General features: G+C 63.8%; 15 protein-coding genes, 1 tRNA gene and 1 riboswitch. Of the genes, 10 read left to right on the forward strand and 6 right to left on the reverse strand.

The window, feature by feature from the left end:
* Positions 1 to 8: 8 nt before the first annotated feature.
* Entirely contained in the window at positions 9 to 1,355 is a 1,347-nt protein-coding gene (locus ATY75_RS23585) for an MATE family efflux transporter (protein WP_088939434.1), read from the forward strand.
* Here the strand turns inward: ATY75_RS23585 and ATY75_RS23590 are convergent.
* Both ATY75_RS23590 and ATY75_RS23595 read right to left on the reverse strand, forming a co-directional pair.
* Positions 1,331 to 2,419: a quinone-dependent dihydroorotate dehydrogenase gene (locus ATY75_RS23590; RefSeq protein ID WP_088939435.1), complete on the reverse strand. Its 1,089-nt coding sequence runs from the start codon at positions 2,417 to 2,419 to the stop codon at positions 1,331 to 1,333. The genes ATY75_RS23585 and ATY75_RS23590 overlap by 25 nt on opposite strands.
* Complete coding sequence (locus ATY75_RS23595; RefSeq protein WP_088939444.1) at positions 2,416 to 2,769, reverse strand: DUF952 domain-containing protein; 354 nt, start codon at positions 2,767 to 2,769, stop codon at positions 2,416 to 2,418. The genes ATY75_RS23590 and ATY75_RS23595 overlap by 4 nt, the downstream gene beginning before the upstream one ends.
* 119 nt (positions 2,770 to 2,888) lie before the next feature.
* On the opposite strand from ATY75_RS23595, the gene ATY75_RS23600 reads away from it, so the two are divergent.
* The 5 genes from ATY75_RS23600 (at position 2,889) to ATY75_RS23620 (ending at position 6,067) form a co-directional block, all read left to right on the forward strand.
* Complete coding sequence (locus ATY75_RS23600; RefSeq protein ID WP_064836358.1) at positions 2,889 to 3,287, forward strand: hypothetical protein; 399 nt, start codon at positions 2,889 to 2,891, stop codon at positions 3,285 to 3,287.
* A 92-nt stretch (positions 3,288 to 3,379) separates the two neighbouring features.
* Positions 3,380 to 4,027 (forward strand): response regulator transcription factor, encoded by a 648-nt coding sequence (locus ATY75_RS23605; protein WP_088939436.1) that lies wholly within the window; start codon positions 3,380 to 3,382, stop codon positions 4,025 to 4,027.
* Between the two features lie 113 nt (positions 4,028 to 4,140).
* A complete protein-coding gene (locus tag ATY75_RS23610; protein WP_088939437.1) occupies positions 4,141 to 4,830 on the forward strand; it encodes a helix-turn-helix transcriptional regulator in 690 nt (229 codons plus the stop codon).
* 11 nt (positions 4,831 to 4,841) lie between these two features.
* Entirely contained in the window at positions 4,842 to 5,558 is a 717-nt protein-coding gene (locus ATY75_RS23615) for a thermonuclease family protein (RefSeq protein WP_088939438.1), read from the forward strand.
* Positions 5,559 to 5,653: 95 nt separating this feature from the next.
* On the forward strand, positions 5,654 to 6,067 hold the full coding sequence (locus ATY75_RS23620) for a tellurite resistance TerB family protein (protein WP_049734388.1): 414 nt from the start codon (positions 5,654 to 5,656) through the stop codon (positions 6,065 to 6,067).
* A 10-nt stretch (positions 6,068 to 6,077) separates the two neighbouring features.
* Here ATY75_RS23620 and ATY75_RS23625 read toward each other — a convergent pair whose 3' ends face one another.
* Positions 6,078 to 6,953, reverse strand: coding sequence for a transporter substrate-binding domain-containing protein (locus tag ATY75_RS23625; RefSeq protein WP_088939439.1), 876 nt, complete (start codon positions 6,951 to 6,953; stop codon positions 6,078 to 6,080).
* Positions 6,954 to 7,443: 490 nt separating this feature from the next.
* Between ATY75_RS23625 and ATY75_RS23630 the strand changes: the two genes are divergently transcribed.
* Positions 7,444 to 9,453, forward strand: a complete 2,010-nt coding sequence (locus ATY75_RS23630) for a methyl-accepting chemotaxis protein (RefSeq protein WP_088939440.1) — start codon at positions 7,444 to 7,446, stop codon at positions 9,451 to 9,453.
* Between the two features lie 205 nt (positions 9,454 to 9,658).
* Here ATY75_RS23630 and ATY75_RS23635 read toward each other — a convergent pair whose 3' ends face one another.
* Positions 9,659 to 10,039, reverse strand: a complete 381-nt coding sequence (locus tag ATY75_RS23635; protein ID WP_088939441.1) for a VOC family protein — start codon at positions 10,037 to 10,039, stop codon at positions 9,659 to 9,661.
* A gap of 365 nt (positions 10,040 to 10,404) precedes the next feature.
* Here ATY75_RS23635 and ATY75_RS23640 point away from each other — a divergent pair, with 365 nt between their 5' ends.
* Positions 10,405 to 10,686 (forward strand): hypothetical protein, encoded by a 282-nt coding sequence (locus ATY75_RS23640; protein WP_088939445.1) that lies wholly within the window; start codon positions 10,405 to 10,407, stop codon positions 10,684 to 10,686.
* Between the two features lie 22 nt (positions 10,687 to 10,708).
* On the opposite strand, the gene ATY75_RS23645 is transcribed toward ATY75_RS23640, so the two are convergent.
* Positions 10,709 to 10,782: transfer RNA gene (locus ATY75_RS23645), tRNA-Gly, on the reverse strand.
* Positions 10,783 to 10,841: 59 nt separating this feature from the next.
* A complete protein-coding gene (locus ATY75_RS23650) occupies positions 10,842 to 11,936 on the reverse strand; it encodes a 2'-deoxycytidine 5'-triphosphate deaminase (RefSeq protein ID WP_172601135.1) in 1,095 nt (364 codons plus the stop codon).
* A 73-nt stretch (positions 11,937 to 12,009) separates the two neighbouring features.
* A riboswitch (SAM riboswitch) is annotated at positions 12,010 to 12,088 on the forward strand.
* Between the two features lie 42 nt (positions 12,089 to 12,130).
* Between ATY75_RS23650 and ATY75_RS23655 the strand changes: the two genes are divergently transcribed.
* Together ATY75_RS23655 and apaG are read left to right on the forward strand one after the other, a co-directional pair.
* On the forward strand, positions 12,131 to 13,315 hold the full coding sequence (locus tag ATY75_RS23655) for an O-succinylhomoserine sulfhydrylase (protein WP_088939442.1): 1,185 nt from the start codon (positions 12,131 to 12,133) through the stop codon (positions 13,313 to 13,315).
* A 256-nt stretch (positions 13,316 to 13,571) separates the two neighbouring features.
* Positions 13,572 to 13,964: a Co2+/Mg2+ efflux protein ApaG gene (gene apaG / locus ATY75_RS23660; RefSeq protein WP_049732266.1), complete on the forward strand. Its 393-nt coding sequence runs from the start codon at positions 13,572 to 13,574 to the stop codon at positions 13,962 to 13,964.
* The last annotated feature ends 401 nt before the right edge of the window (positions 13,965 to 14,365 follow it).

Below are 14,365 nucleotides of genomic sequence, written 5' to 3' on the forward strand. Positions count from 1 at the left end.
GGGCAAGCATGGATACGCGCAGCAACAGTCATTCCCTTGCCTTCGAGGTGACGCACCGGCTGGTGCTGTCGATCGCCATTCCGATGACGCTCGGCTTCGTGACGACGCCGCTGCTCGGGCTGACGAGCACCGCCGTCGTCGGCCATATGGGCAATCCGCAAGCGCTGGCAGGGCTCGCGATCGGCGCGATGCTCTTCGATCTCATCCTGGGCAGCTTCAACTTCCTGCGGGCATCGACGACAGGACTGACAGCGCAGGCCTATGGCCGGCGAGACCAGCACGAGCAACAGGCCGTCTTCTCCAGAGCACTGATCTCCGCGCTCGGCAGCGGATTGGCACTGCTCTGTCTTTCGCCGCTGCTGATGGCGGCCGGTTTGCGGCTAATGGGCGCGGAAGGTGCGATCGCAGAGGCGACCAGCACCTATTTCTCGATCCGCATGCTGGCGGCGCCGGCAGCACTGGCGAATTACGCCATCCTCGGCTTCGTGCTCGGGCGCGGACAGGGCGGTGTCGGGCTGCTGCTGCAGGCGCTGATCAACGGCATCAATATCGTGCTGTCGATCTATCTCGGCCTGACGCTCGGCTGGGGCGTGGCCGGCGTCGCCTGGGCAACCATGGCCGGCGAGGTGACCGGCGCGCTCGCCGGGCTGTTCATCGTGCTCAGCGGCTTTGCCAAGGCGGAACGGCCGGCGTGGGCGGAGATCGTTTCCCGGCACCGGCTGGCCGAGCTTTTCGCGCTCAACCGCGATATCCTGATCCGCACCTTCGTGCTGATCGGCGCCTTCACCATCATGACGCGGATCGGCACCAGTTTTGGCGCGGTGACGCTTGCCGCCAATGCCGTGCTGATGAATTTCTTCCTGCTGTCGGGCTATTATCTCGACGGGCTGGCCAATGCGGCCGAGCAGATCACCGGCCGGGCGGTCGGCGCCCGTTACCGGCCGGCCTTCGACCGTGGGCTGAAGCTGACGATCCTGTGGTCCTTCGGACTGGCGGCGATCGTTTCCGCGTTCTTCTTCCTGGCCGGTCCCTGGCTGATCTCGGTGCTGACAACCTCACCCGAGGTGCGGCAGGCGGCAGCGAGTTACCTGCCCTGGGCGGCGGTGACCGGGCTGACCGGCGCACTCGCCTTCCTGATGGACGGGGTCTTCATCGGCGCGACATGGTCGGCCGAGATGCGCAACCGGATGCTGATGTCCTTTGCCGGCTACCTCGCCATGCTCGCCGTCTTCGTGCCGCTCTTCGGCAATCACGGGCTGTGGCTTGCTATGAACGCGTTCCTGCTCTTCCGCGGCTTTTTCCTGGCCGTGCTGGTCAAGCCGCGGGCCGATCAGACCTTTCGGGCCGCCCAGTAATCCAGCCTGCTGTCACGCAGCTCGCCGATCGTGCCGGCCTTTTCGCGGTCCATGAGCTTGGAAAGGCCGCGGACGATATCGCCAGGCAGGCCGGGGCCTTCGTAGACCATGCAGGAATAGAGCTGGACGAGATCGGCGCCCGCCTTGATTTTCTCCAGCGCGGTTTCGGCGGAGGAGACGCCGCCGACGCCGATGATCGGCAGGGCGGGGCCGACACGCTTGCGCATTCTGGCAAGCACGGCGGTCGATTTTTCGAACAGCGGCACGCCGGAGAGACCGCCCGCCTCCTTGGCCTGGCGCTGATCTTTCAGTCCGTCGCGCGACAGCGTGGTGTTGGAGACGATCAGCCCATCCAGCGCATGCGACAGCGCTTCCGCCGCGATATCGTCCATGCCTTCCTCGGTCAGATCCGGGGCGATCTTCAGAAAGACCGGCACCGTGCGGCCTGAGGTCACAGCCATCTCGTCGCGCGCCGCCAGCACTGACGACAACAGCGCCGCAAGGCTTTCGCGCGCCTGCAGGTCGCGCAGTCCCGGCGTGTTCGGCGAGGAGATGTTGGCGGTGAAATAACGCGCGACCGAATGGAAGCGGCGGATGCCGGCGACATAGTCAGCGATGCGATCGTCGCTGTCCTTGTTGGCGCCGATATTGACGCCGACAATGCCCTTGCCGCTCAGCGCCGTGAGCCGCCCGAAAGCGGCCTCATGACCTTCATTGTTGAAGCCGAGGCGATTGATGACGGCTTCATCCTCCACCAGCCGGAAGATGCGCGGGCGCGGATTGCCGGATTGCGGCTTCGGCGTCACCGTGCCGATCTCGGTAAAGCCGAAGCCGAGCTTCAGCAGCGCCTCCGGCACCTCGGCATTCTTGTCATAGCCTGCGGCCATGCCGAGCGGATTTTCGAAGGTGAGGCCGGCGACGGTCTGGCGCAGCCGCGGATCGGGCGTGATCTGGCAGGCGGGCACCAGGCCGGATTTCAGCGCGGCGATCGACATGCCGTGCGCCGTTTCCGGATCGAACAGGAAGAGACCCTTGCGGGCGAGACGTTTGAAGGGATCGATCATGGCTGCAACTCCGGGAAAATATGGGCGCCGGTCTCGTCGAGCGGCAATGGCACCTCCCAGAGCACGGCAGCCAGCGGCAGATCGGCATAGAGATGCGGGAAAAGATCGCCGCCGCGCGAGGGGTCGAACACCAGTTTGTCACCGAAGCCCCCGCCATCGACCGCAATCAGCAGCAGGCCGGACTGGCCGGCGAAATGCAGCGCGGCGGTCTGCTTAGCCTGTTCTGCCGTCGAGAAATGGATGAAGCCGTCCTTGAGATCGATGCCGGCGCCATGAAAAATGCCGGTTTGTCTGGCTTGCTGCCAGAGCGTTTCCGTCACGATCTTGTAAAGGGTCGGTGTCAGGGTCATCATGGCCTCGCGATTGCTGGTCCTCGATCACCAGCGCTTTGCCGGAAAGAGGCGGCGATGTCCACGCCCCCGGCCCTTAAAAACAGGACCTGCACAAGCAAAATCCGGAGGATGAGACGATGAAGATTTTGGTTCTCACACTTGGCGTTCTTCTCCTGCCGCTTGGCGCCGCAGCGGCCGAGGCCGATGCTAGCCGGTTCCAGCTGGAAAAGAGCGGCGATCATTTCGTCCGGCTCGACCGCCAGACCGGCGCCATGTCGATCTGCCAGGACAAGGACGGCGCCCTCGTCTGCCGCATGGCGGCCGACGAAAGGGCGGCCTATGAGGACGAGCTCGACCGGCTTTCGCAGCGGGTGACGAAGCTGGAACAGGGCGGCCTCATTCAGCGGGCGCTGCCGAGCGACGCCGAGGTCGACCGCTCGATCAGCATCATGGAGAAGATGATGAAGAGTTTCATGGGGATGGTGAAGGAGTTTCAGGCCGAGGAAAACGCCAATCCCCTTCCGCAGAAGACCTGATCTGATATAGTCATATCACTAGGCATGCAGGCAAACGTCGGAGGGGACGGCGGCGCATGCGGGCAGATCGGGCTCTTGGGAGGGAGTTTTCGATGCAGGAACAGACCATCATCATTGCGGACGATCATCCGCTGTTCCGCGACGCGCTGCGCCAGGCCGTGGTCGGCATGGAAGGCCGCCAAGCGATCGTCGAGGCCGGCGATTTCGCCGCCGCGCGCAAGGCGGCAGGCGCCCATGCGGAGGCCGACCTGATGCTGCTCGACCTTGCCATGCCCGGCGTCAGCGGCTTTTCCGGCCTGATGGCGCTGCGCTCGGAATTTGCCAGCCTGCCGATCATCATCGTCTCGGCGACCGACGACGCGACGACGATCCGCCGGGCGCTGGAACTCGGCGCCTCCGGCTTCATCTCCAAATCCGCCGGCATCGACGACATTCGCCGCAGCATCCAGACGGTGCTTGCCGGCGATATCGCCACGCCCGAAAACTACCGCGACGGCCAGGAGCAGGATCCCGATGTCGCCGACCTGATCCACCGCCTGCACACGCTGACGCCACAGCAGAGCCGGGTGCTGACCATGCTCGGCGAAGGGCTTTTGAACAAGCAGATCGCCTACGAACTCGGCGTCTCCGAGGCGACGATCAAGGCGCATGTCTCGGCGATCCTGTTGAAACTCGACGTCGACAGCCGGACGCAGGCGGTCATCCAGCTCGGCAAGATCAATATGGCGATGGTCGCCTGAAACGCTTGCAATAACAGGATTTTATTCCTCCTTTGCCTTTACTCCGGCGGCACGCTCGGTTAATATTCCGGCCGGCTGACGCGCGGATGAGCCGCGCACGGAATCGGGCGCCTATGCTGTCACACGACCAGATCTGGGGAGCGATCGACAGGCTTGCCGAGCGGCATGAACTGACGCCATCCGGTCTTGCGCGGCGCGCCGGGCTCGACCCCACCTCCTTCAACAAATCGAAACGGCTTTCCGCCGACGGCCGGCTGCGCTGGCCCTCGACGGAATCGATCGCCAAGGTGCTCGACGCCACAGGGGCGAGCGTCGAGCAGTTCCTTGCCTTCCTGCAGCCGGATGCCGGTTTTTCCAGGAAGCTGGCCGGGCAACTGGGCGCACAGGCTGACGGCGCTTTTCCGCCGCAGGGCAGCTCGATTCCGCTTCTCGGCTTTGCCCAGGCCGGCGCCGGCGGCTTCTTCGACGATGGCGGTTTTCCGGCCGGCCAGGGCTGGGACGTAGTGGAATTTCCCGCAGCCCCGTCGCAGAAATCGGCCGTCTATGCGCTCGAGGTGCAGGGCGAGAGCATGATGCCGCTCTACCGCGACGGCGACGTGCTGATCGTCGAGCCGGGCGCGCAGGTGCGCCGCAACGACCGCGTCGTGGTGCGCACAAACGAGGGCGAGGTGATGGCGAAGGTGTTGCTGCGCCAGAGCCCGCGCTCGATCGAGCTCCTGTCGCTCAATCCCGAACATCCCAACCGCACCCTCGAGCTTTCCGATGTCGATTGGATCGCCCGCATCATCTGGGCCAGCCAATAGGAAGATATTCCATGCGCCCTGCCGCCATCTTCACAGGCCTCATAGGCATGGCGGTGGTGGCCGGCCTGCTGATGGCTGGAGAAGCAAGGCTGCGGGGCGGGACGGACGGCGAGACCGTCTCCGCTGAGGAGACGGCGACTGCTGTGGATTCCGCCCCTAAGACCGGCGAACCGGCTGTGATTTCGGACGACCGTGCCGAAGTGATCGCCCAATCTGCGGAACCGGCGGCGCAACACCCGGCTCCGCCTTCCCCCGGACCAACCGACGGCGCGGCGCCGAAACCCGCTGACAGCGAGCAGCGAGCCGAGACGGCCGCCGGGCAAACCGCAGGTCCGGCCGTAAAGACGCCGATGGAGCTGGCGCGGCCGGCGGTCGACAATGCCGGCCTTCTCTCCTTCGGCGAGCGCAAGCTTCAGCTTGCCGGCATCGTGCCGACGCCGGCCGACAGGATATGCGGGCCGGCGGGCCGGCAATGGCCCTGCGGCATGATGGCGAAGACGGCGCTACGCCAGCTGTTGCGCAACCGCAGCATCGCCTGCGATGTCGATGCGGCCGAATGGAAGGAAACGGCGACCGCCGCCTGCCGGCTCGGCACGCAGGATCTCGGCACATGGCTTGCCGAAAACGGCTGGGCCGAGGCAGCGGCGGGCTCACCGCTTGCATGGGCTGCCGAGAAGGCCAGGCAGGCGGGGAAAGGCCTTTATGGCGACGATCCGCGCCGGAGATAACCGGCGGCCTTGACAGGGAGCCGATCCCTTGTAATGCCGGCTGCCAATTCCCACTGCCAATTCCCACTTTGGGCTGATCGAAAAAGGAATCAGAGATGAACAAGCCGCTTTCCGCCCATGATGCGCTGATCTACGTGATGGTGATGGCCTCAGCCGTCGACAGCACGATGAACGACCGGGAGATGGAAAGGATCGGCCAGTTGATCGGGTTCCTGCCGGTTTTCCGGGATTTCGACGACGACAAGCTGATTTCGGTGGCGCGCGACTGCGCCTCGCTGCTGTCAGGGCCTGAGGGCCTCGACGTCGTTCTCGAAACCGTGCGCGACACCCTGCCGGCAAAACTCTACGACACGGCCTATGCGCTGGCCGTCGAAGTCGCGTCCGCCGATCTCTCTGTCAAAGCCGAGGAGCTGCGGCTGCTCAGCCTGCTGCGCGACCGGCTCGGCCTCGACAAGCTCACCTGCGCGGCGATCGAGCGCAGCGCCATTGCCCGTTTCCGCAAGGGATAAGCTCGAAAGTTCAATAAAGCCCGTAGGGAAAATAGCGCAGATAGATTTCCTGAAGACGGCCGTTGCGCGACAGCGTGGCGAGCGCATGGTCGATCGCCGCCGTCAGCACGCTGTCCTTCTGCCGCAGCATGATCGTCATGCCCTCGCCGAGGAAATGCTCGGAGAGGTAAGGCCCGTCGAACAGGGCGCAGCATTTGGCCGAGGCCGGCGAGGAAACCCAGAAGGAAAGCTGCAGCGCATCGGCGAAGGCGGCATCGACCTTGCGCTCCTTCAGCGCCGCAAGCAGGGCGTCCTTGGTGTCGAAGGCCTCAGCCTTGATCGCCGGAAAGAAGGCGGCCAGCATCGCCTCGTGCACCGTGCCCTTGACCACACCGACCGAGTGCGCCGAAAGCGCGGCAGCCGTTTTGCCGTCGAGCGGCACGGCGAGATTGCGCACGAAGCGGGCCGGCAGCATCAGATACGGCCGGGAGAAGACGAATTGCCGGCGCAGCTCCGGCGTCACCGCAAGGCCGGCGATGACGGCGTCGCCCTGCGAGGCGGCGAGCGCATCCTTGAGATCGACAAAGGGGATCGCCTGGATCTGGCACTTGTCCGAAATCTCCAGCTCGCTGCAGATCTCGCGAGCGAGATCGACATTGAAACCGGACAGCTTGCCGTTCTGATCGGTGAAATTGAACGGCGGAAAATCGACCGAGGTCAGGAAGCGCAACCGCACCAGCGAGGAGAGATCGGGCCTGGCCAGACGCTCGCGGGCATCGAAAAGCAGCGGCAGCGAGGGCGTTGCCTGCTGGGCGGATGCGGCAAAGCCGCCAAACAGAGCGCCCAGAAACAGGCCGAACGCAAGAAGAGCCCTCAGAATCGGAAATGCCCGTTTGGATTCGATCATCGTGGTCTCGGAGTTAAGCGCGAAGCGTTGCCGCGAGATGTAACAGAGTCATGCGGGACGGGGAATATCTATGGGACGGATCGTGCGCATCCGCCCCTCATCCGCCTGCCGGCACCTTCTCCCCGTTTTACGGGGAGAAGGAGATTTGCCGCGACCTCTCCGTCCCTCGCTAACGTCTCGCGGGGCACGTCCCCTCGCCCCGTTTTTACGGGGAGAGGGTTAGGGTGAGGGGCAGCCAGCCTTCGGTGCGGTGGCAACCGTGGCCCTCCTTACCCCCAAAAATCACTGCGTCGCCGCCCTGCCGTTAGCGCGGAATTAAAGAATATCGCCTCTATTTGTGACGACGACACGGACCCGCCGGCCGATTGCATGATGCATGCGTCAACCCCGCAATAATCCCTGAGCCGCGACACCGACGCAGCGCTCTGTTTGCAACAATTGATTTTAAAGCACCAGGCGTGCGACGCCTGGTCAACCGGGTAACATTTCCATGTTGAAGCATCTGAAAATCCGCACGAAAATCATATCGGTCGTGGCGCTGCTCGGGCTGATCACAATGGCCGGGCTGGTCTATGTCATTTCCGAATTCCGCCGTGCGGATGCCGCCTACAGCGCCTTCATCGATCATGAGGCGCTGGCCTCGATGCAGAGCGCGCGCGCCAGCGCCTCGGTGGTGGCCTCGGTGCTGCAGGTCACTCTGCTCGCCGACATGAAACCGGATACGCCGGCCTTCGCCACCGCGCTTGCGGCGCCAAGCAGACTGCCGCAGGCCCGCGAACGGATGAAAGATGCGCTGGCGCTGGTGCCGAGCCGCAAGGCGGCGATCGACGACATTCAGGCCGGCATCGATGAGATCGAAACGCTGGCGAACAAGATCACCGAACAGAGCAAGGCCAAGGACAGCGCCGGCGCGCTTGCCAATGTCGCCCTGATCAATGCCAAGCTCAATGCGCTGACGCCGAAGATGATCGCCAACAATGATGCGATGATGGCCATGCTCAACGACGGCGGCGACGCGCTCTCGGCTTCGGTCAACGGCCGGATCGTCTTCTGCCTCGTTCTGATCGGCATCGCCGTTCTCGGCGCCGTCGGATTCAGCGTCGTCGTGGCCCAGATGGGCATTGCCGGCCCGATGACGCGGCTCAACCTGCGCATGACGCGGCTTGCCGAGGGCGATACCGCAAGCGATGTCGGCGGCCTCGACCGCGGCGATGAAGTCGGCCAGATGGCCAAAGCCGTCTCGATCTTCCGCGACAACGCCATCGAACGTGCCCGGATCGAGGCGCGCGCCGAAGCCGACCGCAGCCTCGGCGACGGCGAACGCCGCGAACGCGAGGCACAGCGGACGCGTGAAGCAGCCGAACTGGAAGGTGCGGTGACCGCGCTCGGCGACGGCCTGCGCCGCCTTGCCGCCGGCGATCTCGCCTCGCATATCGACCAGCCCTTCGTCGCCCATCTCGATGCGCTACGCGAGGATTTCAACAACTCGGTCGAGAAGCTCAACGAGGCGCTGCATACGGTCGGCGCCAATGCCCGGGCGATCGGCGCCGGCGCCAACGAAATCCGGTCTTCCGCAGACGAGCTTTCCCGGCGGACGGAACAGCAGTCGGCCTCCGTCGAAGAGACGGCGGCGGCGCTGGAGGAGATCACCACGACGGTGCGTGACGCCGCCAAGCGCGCCGAGGAGGCGAGCCAGCTCGTCGCCCGCACCCGCCTCGGCGCCGAAAAATCCGGCGAGATCGTCCGCAAGGCCGTTTCCGCCATGCAGCAGATCGAAAAATCCTCGGGCGAAATCTCCAACATCATCGGCGTCATCGACGACATCGCCTTCCAGACCAATCTGCTGGCGCTGAATGCCGGCGTCGAAGCGGCGCGCGCCGGCGAAGCCGGCAAGGGTTTTGCGGTCGTCGCCCAGGAAGTCCGCGAGCTTGCCCAGCGTTCCGCCAAGGCGGCGAAAGAAATCAAGGACCTGATCACCAATTCCGGCACACATGTGCAGACCGGCGTCTCGTTGGTCGGCGAAACCGGCAAGGCACTCGACTCGATCGTCCAGGAAGTGCAAGAAATCAACCAGCACGTCCATGCCATCGCCGAAGCCTCGCGCGAACAGTCGATCGGGCTGCAGGAGATCAACACCGCCGTCAACACGATGGATCAGGGCACGCAGCAGAACGCGGCGATGGTCGAGCAGTCCACAGCCGCCAGCCACAGCCTCGCGACGGAAGCGGCAGCGCTGAACAGCCTGCTCGGCCAATTCCGGCTGACCGGCACCGGCAGCTTCGCCGCCGCCGCCCCGATCGCCTCGACCCGGCCGCCGGCAGCCGCACCCCGCCCCGCCACGCGCCCAGTGGCCAAGGCACCCGCGATCCGCGTCGCACGGGAAGGTGCGGCCCGCCCGACCGCCTCGCCTGCCCGCGCCCTCGGCCAGACCCTCGCCAACGCCTTCGGCGCAACCAACAGCGCGCCGAAAGGCCAGGATGAGGACTGGACGGAGTTCTGAGGCAACAATACCTCAGCGTTCGCCGCCTGCCCCTCATCCGCCTGCCGGCACCTTCTCCCCGTAAACGGGGCGAAGGAGGTATGCCGCCCCCTCTCCGTCCCACGCCAATGTTTCGTGTGGCACGTCCCCTCTCCCCGTTTTTTACGGGGAGAGGGCTAGGGTGAGGGGCTGCCCTCGGGCGCAAACTGGAGGCCGCCTGGCCATTTTAACCCGGCCGCCAACCCACCTCGACCAGAATATTCCCCGGCGCCGTGCAATAGAACAGCCAGCCGCCGCGCATGGCGGCCGGCGGGCCGGAAAGTGCTGCGCCGGCGGCAACAAGCCCGGCATGGACCACATCGACATCCGCCCTTTCGGTCAGGATGAAGCCGATATGATAGGTCTGCCGCCCTATCTCCACCTGATCGGCAGTGCCGAACTTGGCGATGGCGTGGCTGAGGACGATTTCGAGGCCGGTATCGTCCTCCAGGATCGCCAGGCCGTTGTTGCCTCGCATATCCTTAAGCCGCAGGCCGAAATGGCGGATGAAGAAATCCGCCGTCTCGGCGATATCGGGTACGTGAAAATCGAGATGGTTCAGGCGCATTGACAGTCTCCGTTCAAAAAAATCCCGGGACTGCCTTTTTGCCGTCTCCGCACGCCGCCGGGATCCCGCATTTTCATGCGGATCACGTCGCGGGTTCTCGTGCCATGGGCCACGGAGCAGAGCTTCGCCGGGGCGCTACGGAGCCCTGACGGAAGGGATCGGGCTTACCTCAACCGATCCTGCCTTTTTCGACCATGCCGATTTAGCAGACGGCGCCGGTTTCGGCAATGAAGCAGGCCATAAAGCGATCACGGCGTTCCAGGCGATCCATCCCTAAGGATTGAAGGCGGATCCGCCGTTTCATCTGGCGAGTGTGATCCGATCCGGAGTAAGATCCCATCGTCGGCGCACCGGAAGGGATGGACATGAAACCCGCACTCATCGGCCTGATCGGCACCCTCATTCTCACCGGGTGCAGCAGCGTTTCCTATTATAGCGGCCCCGGCCTCGAGCCGATCCCGGGAAGCATCACCTATAACGGCCAACCACGCAGCAAGCTCACCAAGTCCCCCGCGGGCTCCGCCTTCCCGCACGATTTCATCGACCAATACGGCCGGCAGGTGGAGGAAACCTACATCATCCAGCCCGACCGAAGCCTGATCATCGCGCATCGGCAATACAAGCCGATCCGGTTTTTTGGGGATTAGAGCAGGTCGCTGGAAAGGCAGCTGGAGCGGGTGAAGGGAATCGAACCCTCGTATTCAGCTTGGGAAGCTGCTGCTCTACCATTGAGCTACACCCGCGATGCGCTGAGATTTCCAACAGATGAGGGCTGCTGTCAAGTCACGCGACACGCAAGCTGTCAGATGCGGAAGTGCTTCGAGAGTTTGAGGCCCTGGGCCTGGTAGTTGGAGCCGAGGCCGGAGCCGTAGAGGCTCACCGGTTTTTCCTGCATGTGTTCGTAGACGAGGCGACCGACGATCTGGCCGTCTTCGAGGATGAAGGGCACTTCGTGGCTGCGCACTTCGAGCACGGCGCGGCTGCCGCGGCCGCCGGCCGGGGCGTGGCCGAAGCCGGGGTCGAAGAAGCCGGCGTAGTGGACGCGGAATTCGCCGACCAATGGGTCGAAGGGGGTCATCTCGGCGGCATAATCCGGCGGCACGTGCACGGCCTCGCGCGAGACGAGGATATAGAATTCGTCCGGATCGAGGATCAGCTCGTTGCGGCCGCGGCTATAGAGCGGTTCCCAGAAATCGAAGATGTCGTGCTCGGCCTTCTTGTCGACATCGACGACGGCGGTGTGGTGTTTGCCGCGATAGCCGATCAGGCCGTCTTCATCTCCGGCCAGATCGATCGACAGCGCGATGCCGCCGCCCGAGACGTTCGGCTGCTTGCTGGCGACCAGCGTCTCGCTTTCATGCAGCTTCAACAGTTCCGGCTCGCCGAGCAGGGCATGGCCGACGCGGAAGCGGATCTGCGACAGGCGCGAGCCGCGGCGCACGACGATCGGGAAGGTGCGCGGGCTGATTTCGAGATAGAGCGGGCCGGCATAGCCAGCCGGGATCTTGTCAAATTCTTGAGCGTAATCGGTGATGACGCGGGTGAAGATATCGAGCCTTCCGGTCGAGCTCTTCGGATTGGCCGAGGCCGACATGTCGGCCGGCAGCGCCAAGCTCTCCATCAGCGGCACGATGTAAACGCAGCCGGTTTCGAGCACCGCGCCTTCGGAAAGGTCGATCACATGCAGGCTGAGGCGGTCGAGCTTATCCGAGACCAGATGCGAAGGGCCGGGCATGAAGCTGGCGCGCACCCGAAAAGCCTTGGCGCCCAAGCGCAGATCGAGGCTTGCCGGCTGGATCTGGTCGCGGTCCAGCTCCCGTTCGGAGATCAGACGCCCCGTTTCGAACAGCGCCGAGATCGCGCGGTCCGCCAGAATTCCCGTTTCACGAGCCATCATGCCTCATCCATCATTTGCCGCCGACAAAACCAAATACGGGGAATTGACGCAAGCAGCTAACAGCAGTATTGCAGAATTATCCCGTGGTGATTTGGCCGGTCGGCTTGCAGCCACGTTAAACAAGTGGCTAAAAAGACCGGGTTGAAACCGGTCTGCTTTTGCGGCCGGTTTTTTTGTTATGTGAAGGTGATGGCATGAGCAAGACTTGGCGCCCGGCAACCCAACTCGTCCACGGCGGAACCTTGCGTTCGCAATATGGCGAAACATCCGAGGCAATCTATCTCACGCAGGGCTTCGTCTATGACACGTCCGAGGCGGCCGAAGCCCGCTTCAAGGGCGAGACCGACGGCTACATCTACGCCCGCTACGGCAGCCCGACCAACGACATGTTCGAAAAGCGCATGTGCATGCTCGAAGGTGCCGAAGACGCCCGCGCCACCGCCTCCGGCATGGCGGCGGTCAGCGCGGCCATCCTCTGCCAGGTCAAAGCAGGCGACCATATCGTTGCCGCGCGCGCCCTCTTCGGCTCCTGCCGCTGGGTGGTGGAAACTCTGGCGCCGAAATACGGCATCGAGTGCACGCTGGTCGACGGCCGTGATCTTGCCAACTGGGAACAGGCAATCCGGCCGAACACCAAAGTGTTCTTCCTGGAAAGCCCGACCAACCCGACGCTCGAGGTGGTCGATATCGCAGGGGTTGCCAAGCTCGCCAACCAGGTCGGCGCCAAGGTCGTCGTCGACAACGTCTTCGCAACACCGCTCTTCCAGAAGCCGCTGGATCTCGGCGCCCATATCGTCGTCTATTCCGCCACCAAGCACATCGACGGCCAGGGCCGCTGCCTGGGCGGCGTCGTCCTGGCCGACAAGGCCTGGATCGACGAGAACCTGCACGACTATTTCCGCCATACCGGCCCGGCCATGTCGCCGTTCAACGCCTGGACGCTGCTGAAGGGCATCGAGACGCTGCCGCTGCGCGTCAAGCAGCAGACGCAGAATGCGGCGAAGATTGCCGATTTCCTCGCCGAGCAAGGCAAGGTCGCCAAGGTGATCTATCCCGGCCGCAAGGACCATCCGCAGGCCGATATCATCGCCAAGCAGATGAGCGGCGGCTCGACGCTTGTCGCCTTCGAGCTGAAGGGCGGCAAGGAAGCGGCCTTCGCGCTGCAGAACGCGCTCGAGATCATCAAGATTTCCAACAATCTCGGCGACAGCAAGAGCCTGATCACCCATCCGGCGACGACGACGCACAAGAACCTGTCGGAGGAGGCGCGCGCCGAACTCGGCATTTCCCCGGGCACGGTCCGCCTTTCGGCCGGCATCGAGGATACCGACGACCTGATCGAGGATTTCGCCAAGGCGCTTGCCAAGGTCTCGGCCTGATCAGCTAATGGCGGCCGGACCTCATTTGGGGTTCGGTCGCCGGACTGAAGACGATGCCGGGCCGGACCTCGAAGGCGAGGCCGGGGGAACAAGTTCGGCTGTGCCGGCGTTCGGAACTGAATTAACGCTGCCAATTAGGCTTAACGATCGAAACACCTTCGATCAGGACCGTTTTATTCACGATCATCGTTCCGTTTCTTGACGGACAGGCCCTCTTATAAGATACGGGTAACATATCTTGACTAAGGTGCAAGGCATGTATCGCGCCCTCACAAAAGATATCGAAGTCGTCGTCGAGCCATTCTATCTGGAGGAGCAATCCGATCCGGACGACGATCGCTATGTCTGGGGTTACCGGATCGTCATCAGCAACAATTCCGGCATCGCCGTTCGCCTGGTCAACCGCTACTGGAATATCACCGACCAGAACGGGCAGGTGGACGAGGTGACCGGCCCCGGCGTCGTCGGGGAACAGCCACGCCTCAGCCCCGGCGACACCTACGAATATTCCTCGGGCTGCCCGCTCGACACGCCCTCCGGGCTGATGTTCGGCCATTACCAGATGGAAACGGATGAAGGCGAGATGTTCGATGTCGACATCCCCGCCTTCTCGCTGGATTCACCGGGGCTGCTGCGCGTGCTCAACTGACGTGCGTAGGTTCGCGGTCGCTTCGTGAGTGCGAACACGAACGCCGTGCTTGCCGCATGGGTCCTCGGGTCAAGCCCGAGGACGACGGAGGGTGGGGACACCGACCGGCAAGAGGCGGGAGCCGGGAGCCGGGAGCCGGGAGCCGGGAGCAAATTCATCAAAAAGTGTGCAGCGGTTTTGTTGGAAGGGTGCTTTACCTGCTTCTCACGCAAAATCGTTTGCGCATTTTGCCGGAATTCCCAAACGTCCGGCCTCTTGCCGCTCGCTTCTCCCCACCCTCCGTCGTCCTCGGGCTTGACCCCATATGCGCTAACTTAGCTGTCTATGTGCGATGGATCGTCGCCTTCGCGGCGGCTCGCGCAGTCGATAGAGCAACCGGATTCTGGCGATCGCCCTGATGG

Source organism: Rhizobium sp. N122, assembly GCF_002211295.1.
Taxonomy (GTDB): domain Bacteria; phylum Pseudomonadota; class Alphaproteobacteria; order Rhizobiales; family Rhizobiaceae; genus Rhizobium.